This window comes from Bradyrhizobium sp. WSM4872, assembly GCF_055811715.1.
Window position 1 is genome coordinate 255,892 of sequence record NZ_JBVVPT010000009.1, and the last position, 6,692, is coordinate 262,583.

General features: G+C 65.0%; 7 protein-coding genes. 1 reads left to right on the forward strand and 6 read right to left on the reverse strand.

Features of this window, described 5'->3' with window-relative positions:
• Positions 1 to 14: 14 nt before the first annotated feature.
• Both AC0L3C_RS15895 and AC0L3C_RS15900 read right to left on the reverse strand, forming a co-directional pair.
• Complete coding sequence (locus AC0L3C_RS15895; protein WP_063993396.1) at positions 15 to 890, reverse strand: phosphoribulokinase; 876 nt, start codon at positions 888 to 890, stop codon at positions 15 to 17.
• 12 nt (positions 891 to 902) lie between these two features.
• A complete protein-coding gene (locus AC0L3C_RS15900; RefSeq protein WP_473281508.1) occupies positions 903 to 1,940 on the reverse strand; it encodes a class 1 fructose-bisphosphatase in 1,038 nt (345 codons plus the stop codon).
• A 121-nt stretch (positions 1,941 to 2,061) separates the two neighbouring features.
• On the opposite strand from AC0L3C_RS15900, the gene AC0L3C_RS15905 reads away from it, so the two are divergent.
• Positions 2,062 to 3,033, forward strand: coding sequence for a LysR family transcriptional regulator (locus tag AC0L3C_RS15905; protein ID WP_473408421.1), 972 nt, complete (start codon positions 2,062 to 2,064; stop codon positions 3,031 to 3,033).
• Positions 3,034 to 3,290: 257 nt separating this feature from the next.
• Here AC0L3C_RS15905 and AC0L3C_RS15910 read toward each other — a convergent pair whose 3' ends face one another.
• The 4 genes from AC0L3C_RS15910 to AC0L3C_RS15925 all read right to left on the reverse strand — a co-directional run bounded on the left by AC0L3C_RS15910 (position 3,291) and on the right by AC0L3C_RS15925 (position 6,065).
• Positions 3,291 to 3,500, reverse strand: a complete 210-nt coding sequence (locus tag AC0L3C_RS15910) for a hypothetical protein (protein ID WP_007594851.1) — start codon at positions 3,498 to 3,500, stop codon at positions 3,291 to 3,293.
• Positions 3,501 to 3,638: 138 nt separating this feature from the next.
• On the reverse strand, positions 3,639 to 4,058 hold the full coding sequence (locus AC0L3C_RS15915; protein ID WP_473265129.1) for a DUF4118 domain-containing protein: 420 nt from the start codon (positions 4,056 to 4,058) through the stop codon (positions 3,639 to 3,641).
• A gap of 139 nt (positions 4,059 to 4,197) precedes the next feature.
• On the reverse strand, positions 4,198 to 5,391 hold the full coding sequence (locus AC0L3C_RS15920; RefSeq protein ID WP_473408422.1) for an MFS transporter: 1,194 nt from the start codon (positions 5,389 to 5,391) through the stop codon (positions 4,198 to 4,200).
• A 53-nt stretch (positions 5,392 to 5,444) separates the two neighbouring features.
• Entirely contained in the window at positions 5,445 to 6,065 is a 621-nt protein-coding gene (locus tag AC0L3C_RS15925; protein WP_473408428.1) for a TetR/AcrR family transcriptional regulator, read from the reverse strand.
• Positions 6,066 to 6,692: the final 627 nt, after the last annotated feature.

Consider the following 6,692-nt stretch of genomic DNA (forward strand, 5'->3'; position numbering starts at 1 on the left):
GATCCTCCCCTCGTTCACTTCAGGTTTCGCTTGCGCTCGATCAGCTGCATGATCAGCGGCGTCAGGATCAGCTGCATCGCGAGGTCGAGCTTCGCGCCGGGGCACACGATCGAATTGGCGCGCGACATCCAGCTTTGCGGCAGCATCGAGAGCAGATAGGGAAAGTCGATGCCGCGCGGATTCTTGAAGCGGATCACGACCATCGATTCGTCCGGCGTCGGGATCCAGCGCGCGATGAACGGATTGGAGGTGTCCACCGTCGGCACGCGCTGGAAATTGATGTCGGTCTCGGAAAATTGCGGGCAGATGTAGTGGATGTAATCGGGCATCCGCCGCAGAACGGTGTCGGTGACGGCCTCGGTCGAATAGCCTCGCGCACTGCGGTCGCGGTGCAACTTCTGGATCCATTCGAGATTGATGACGGGCACGACGCCGATCTTGAGGTCGGCATAGCGCGCGACGTTGACCTTGTCGGTGACGACCGCGCCATGCAGGCCCTCGTAGAACAGCAGATCGGAGCTCTCCGGCAGTCGTTTCCATTCGGTGAAGGTGCCGGGTGCGGCGCCATGCAGCGCGGATTCTTCGGCGTCGTGGACGTAGTGCCGCGTCGTCGCCGTGCCGGTCTCGCCATAGTCGCGAAACGCCCGCTCCAGCTCCTCGAACAGATTGGTCTCGGGGCTGAAATGGCTGAAATGCCTGTTGCCGCGATCGGCCTCCTTCGCCATCTGCGTGCGCATTTCCGCGCGATCATAGCGATGGAAGGCGTCTCCTTCGATGTAAGCGGCGTTGACCTTCTCGCGGAAGAAGATCTGCTCAAAGGTCTTCTTGACCGAGGTGGTGCCGGCGCCGGAGGAGCCGGTAATGGAGATGATCGGATGCTTCCTGGACATGGGATGCCTCGCTTACAGCCGGAAGAAGCCGCGCCGCGCGAACAGCGGTGCAGAGACGCTGGCGACCAGCAAGGGATCGCAATGCAGTTCCTCGACGCGCTGCACCTCGTTGTTCGAGCCCATGATCAGCGGCACGCGCTGATGCAGGCTCTGCGCCGAGAGTTCGAGGATGCGCTCGCGCCCGGTCGAAGCAGAGCCGCCGGCCTGCTCGACGATGTAAGCCATCGGGTGCGCCTCGTAGACGAGGCGCAGGCGGCCGCCGCCGTAGCCTGGCCGTGCATCGGAGGGATAGAGGAACACCCCGCCGCGGGTGAGGATGCGATAGGCCTCGGCAACCAGCGAGCCGACCCAGCGCATGTTGAAATTGTGGTTGGCCTGCCCTTCCACACCGGCGAGGCATTCGTCGACGAAGGCGCGCACCGGCTGTTCCCAATGCCGCCGGTTCGAGGCGTTGATCGCGAACTCCTCGCAGGTCTCGGAGATCTGCACGGCGCTACGCGCGAGACGGAAACAACCAGACTTGCGGTCAAGCGTGAAGATGTCGACGCCCTCGCCAAGCGTCAGCACCAGCGAGGTCTGCGGACCATAGGTGACGAACCCCGCCGCGAGCTGCGCCGAGCCGCGCTGATGGAAGGCGAGCGCGAGATCGTCGGGCGCGGGCAGGATCGAGAAGATCGTGCCCACGGTCATGTTGATGTCGATGTTGGAGGAGCCGTCGAGCGGATCGATCGCAACGCAGATCTTGGCCTTGCGGTCGCCGATCTGCGGTTCGCGCATCTCCTCTGATGCCAGCGCCGCGATCGGCAGCTTGCCGAGACAGCGGCGCAGGATCGCATCCGCCTGCACGTCGAGATCGCGCTGGACATCACCGTCGCTGTTGCGGCCGGTGGTCAGGCCCGAGGCGTCCGCAAGGTCTCCCGTGGCGATGAGATCGGCGATCTCGATCGCGGCCGCCGCGATGGCGTCGACCGCGGCCGCCACGGCCAGCGCATCCGGTGCCGTTTCGGAATACCGCTGAAGGTGGTCGTCCAGCCTGAGTTGCCCGGTCATCTGCGTCCATCCCCTTGCTGGTGCCGTATCCAGTTCCCTCCCCGCTGGAGGTCCGATGCGGTCAGTGCCAACAACGATGAGATTGACAGGGGCGGCTTAATAAGGAAAATTTCTATTCATAATGAGCGCCAAAGAATTATCTTATAATGCCCACTCAGCGGCGCAGCTCCGGCATCTAACGATCCGGCAGCTTCGCTCGCTCGCGGCGCTCGCGGCCAAGGGCAGCGTCACGGCAGCCTCGACCCAACTCGGCCTGACGCAGCCGGCCGTGACCCAGCAACTGCGCCAGCTTCAGGATCTCGCAGGCCTGCCGCTGCTGCAGCGGACCGGCGACGGTATGCTGCTGACGGAGGCAGGCAAGGAGGTGCTTAGCCTCGCCGAGCGCGTCGAAGCTGCGATCATGGACTGCCAGGGCGCGCTCGACCTGCTCGCGGGGCGGACCGGCGGCACAGTGCATCTCGGCGCGGTCTCGACCGCAAAATATTTCGTGCCGCACGCCATCGCGGCATTCTCGAAGCGGTATCCGAAGATCGAGATCAAGCTCACGGTCGGCAATCGCGAGGAGATCCGCGGGGCCATGCACGGCTACGACCTCGATTTCGCGGTGATGGGTCGGCCACCGGCCGATGTCAGCGTCGACGTCCGTCAGCTCGGGCGCAATCCGCACATCATCGTCGCGCGCAAGGGGCACTGGCTGGAGAAGGATTCCGGCCTCAACCTGACCGACCTCGTGCACGAGACCTTCCTCACCCGCGAGCCCGGCTCGGGCACGCGGACACTGATGGAAGGCATGTTCCAGAGGTCCGATCTCGAGCCGATCATCGGCATGGAGATGAGCAGCAACGAGACCATCAAGCAGGCTGTCATCGCCGGGCTGGGCATCGCCTTTATCTCGGCCCACACCGTGGCGCACGAGCTCACCGAGGGCCGGCTCATCGTGCTCGACGTCGCGGGCCTGCCGATCGTGCGGCAATGGTACGTGATCCGCCGCAGCGACAAGGTGCTGTTGCCGCCGGCGCAGGCGATGTTCGATTTCTTGGGATCGGAGGGGGCGAACTATCTGCCCGAATTGCCCGAACTCGGCGCGCGATAGCCCGTCGAATTTCAGCCCATCAGCTTCATCGCGACCGTGGCCGCGAGAATGACGATGATCTGGAGCAGGCGCTCGGTCGTGAAGATGCGGTTGAAGGTGGTCATCGCTTGCCCCGGCCGAATTGGGATGTCTCGGTCGGGACGTTGCTAGCACAGACGGGCGTCGAGAGAACTCCGTAATCGCCCCGTGGTCTCCGTACGCGGCCCGACGACCGCCACTTCGGCGGACCTGCCCAAGGCCGCGCCGATGGTTAACGATCAGGCCGCACGCGTAGCAGCGTAATCCATCCGCGCGGCGAAATAGGCTTCCAGCTCCAGCAGCGCCCGCGCTTCCCAATCCTTCGCCTGCTCGAGCAGCGACCAGCTCTGGCCCGGGCGGAATGCAGCGGTCTGGCGATAGAGCGATGCGATTCCGCGGTAGCGGCGCACGTTCTCCAAGATGGCGTGACCGGTGATTTGGCCGTTCATGTCCGAAAACTCCCTCGTCATTCCCGGGGGAGAAATTGCGGCCAAATCTTTTTCGAAAAGTTAGCGCCACTCGGCAAGCGCGCGAATGGTTTCCGGACTGTTGCCCGCGCGCAACGCGCGCGGCCGCGGGGTGCCGATCTATTGCGAATTCGTTGCCGCGCTCTCGCTTCGCGGCTTCAACCCGCCGCGGCTGATGATCGCCATCGTCGCACGGCAGAGATCGGCAAGGCCGATCACCAGCACGGCGAGCAGGCAGAACAGCTTGATGGAATCGGCATGCGCATTGGTCAGCGAATTGAACTCGAAGAAGGGCGGCATGAACGCCCACCACACCAGCGGAATGGTGAGCACCGCGGCGAACGCCGCCGCCGGTGCGCCCGCGACAATGCCGAGCACGAACAGGCTGGGCAGGAACGCCGCGAAATAGAGTTTTGCGCCGAGCGCGACACAGGCGCCCTGGAGCGCAGCCGACATTGCGACAACGACGAAACCAAGTAGAAACGCCTGCCACGACCAAGGTCGTATCCGCGCTACGCCAACCAGCTCCGCACGCCTCATCAGCCTCCCCCTGCCGCCCGTTAACCAGGCCCGCTTGCGACCAAAGTACTACAGCGGCAGGGAAACTGCGAGGCGGAAATTGCCGGCCGGACGGCCTTGGTAAACGGGCCGAATCGCACAATTTAGACGACCGCGGCCGCTACTCAGTGGCCGCATAGACCAGGCCTGCGACGGGCAGCGCGAGTCCAATGGCCGATGCGAGCGTCCAGCCGCCTTGCGCAAACGCCCAGGCGCCGACCGCCGAGCCCGCCGCGCCCGCGGTGAAGAACGTCGCCATGTAGAGGCCGTTGAGGCGGCTGCGGTGCTCGTGCCCCAGCGCGAAGATCGCGCGGAAGCCGAGCACGACGTTGCCCTGCACGCCGATGTCGATCGCGATCGCGGCCACGACCAGGCAGGCGAGGTTCAGCACCGATCCGGGCGCGCCGACATGCGTGATCAGGAAGCCCACGGCCGCGAGCAGCAGCGCGACCAGCGTTGCCATGCGGCTATGGCCGCGATCGGCAAGCCGCCCCGCGATCGGGGCCGCGAACACGCCGGCGACACCGGCGAGCGCGAACAGCGCGATGCCGCGCTGGGTGAAGCCGAATTCGCTCGCCAGCAGCAGCGGCGCCACGGTCCAGAACAGGCTGAAGGCGCCGAACAGGCTCGCCTGGTACAGCGCGCGGCGGCGCAGCAGCGGCGTGGCCCGCACCAGATGCGGCATCGACAGCAGCAACGCGCCGTAGTGCATGCGCGCCACCGGCTTGCGCTTCGGCAGCGTCATCCAGAGCACGGCTGCGAGCAAGATCATCAGCGCGGCCGAGCAGAAGAACACCGCGTGCCACGACAGCATCGCCGTGACGAAGCTCGACACCGGCCGCGCCAGCATGATGCCGAGCATCAGGCCGGTCGAGACGTTGCCCACGACGCGGCCGCGAATGGCTGCCGGCGCCAGATGCGCCGCGTAGGGGATGATGATCTGCACCGCGACCGAGCCGAGCCCGATGAACAGCGCGGCGATCAGGAACGGCAGCGCGTGGGACGCCAACGCCGCGGCGAGCAGGGCTGCCGCGCCGAGCGCGATGACGGAGCAGATCAGGGTACGGTTCTCGACGAGGTCGCCGAGCGGCACGATGAAGAGAAGCCCCACGCCGTAGCCGATCTGCGTCATGGTGACGATCAGCCCCGCCGCTTCATGCGACAGGCCCAGCGCGGCGCTGATCGGAGCGATCAGCGGCTGGGCGTAGTAGATGTTCGCGGCGACCATGCCACAGGCCGCGGCAAGCACGAAGGTCAGGCGCTGCGACACCGCGTCCGGATCCGGCGCGGTCTCGATCGTGGCATTCATCGTCATTCACACGGTCTCCGAACTATAGGAAACGCTTGTTCCCTAATATGACAAAAAATTCAGGCGAGCAGCTTCATCGCGACGGCGACCAGGCGCTTGCCATCGAGCGCGAGGCGCGCCTTGCCCACGACGCGCAGACCCTGCGTGATGCAGATCATCAGCCGCGCGGTGTCGTCGGCGGCGACATGGCGGGGTATAGAGCCGTCGGCCTGCCCCTCGCGTATGAGGCCGGCGATGAAGGTTTCGTTGGTTTCCAGCCGCGCGCTGACGAGGGCGGCCACCACCGGATCGACCGCGGACAATTCGACCGCGCTGCCGACCACGAGACAGCCGCGCCGCCCCTCGCTGCCCTGGGAATGCTCCACATACGACAGCAGCAGGTTGCGCAGCCGCTCGCGGCCATTGGCGCCTTTCGCCGCCGCGCTGCGCGTCTGCTCCTGGCGCAACGCGACGTAGCGCTCGAAGGCGGCGAGAAACACCGCATGCTTGTCGCGAAACGCCTTGTAGACGCTGCCGGTCGCCAGCCGCATCGCCGCGGTGAGATCGCTGATCGAGGTGGCATGATAACCGCGCTCGGAAAACACGCGGACGGCCCTGTCGAGCGCAGTATCCATGTCGAACTCGCGAGGACGGCCGGGCGGACGGGCGACGGACCGGGATTTGCGGGCGGCTTTTTGCATTGCGAGATAATAGGGAATGATTGTTTCCGAATAAAGACGCTTGGAAGACACTTGGTTGTGATCGGGTTTGGGTCGAACTGATCGCCACCAACTCCGGCGTCGTCCTGGCGAAGGCCAGGACTCATTATCCCAAGGAGAGGTTGGCGGACATTCTCTCTACATCGTCATTGCGAGCGCAGCGACTTGTCGCCGAAGCTTTAGCGAAGGCAGAAGCAATCCAGCATCCCTCCGCAGCGGCAGGCTGGATTGCTTCGCTGCGCTCGCAACGACGGAGTATGAGGTGACGGCTTCGTCCTCCCAGCACCACTGTCATTCCCCGCGAAAGCGGGGAATCCAGTGCGCCGCGGCTTCTCGGTTCGCTCATAACTGTCTCGGAATACTGGATCGCCCGGTCAAGCCGGGCGATGACAGGGAGTGTGTAGTCGCAGACACAGTTTCGCGTTCTCGCGGCGCGTTTCGCCCGAGCTTTGCCTGGTCATTCCACCCCCTCTTTTCCAAGAGGGCGCAGGGAAGGCCGGGTGCTGACCTCGCACCCGCGGTCCGCTGCGCGAAAGCACACGCAGGAAAACCGCACAGCAGCATACAGGTGGTGCCAATCACTCGGCCTTCCCTGCGCGATGGTCGGAC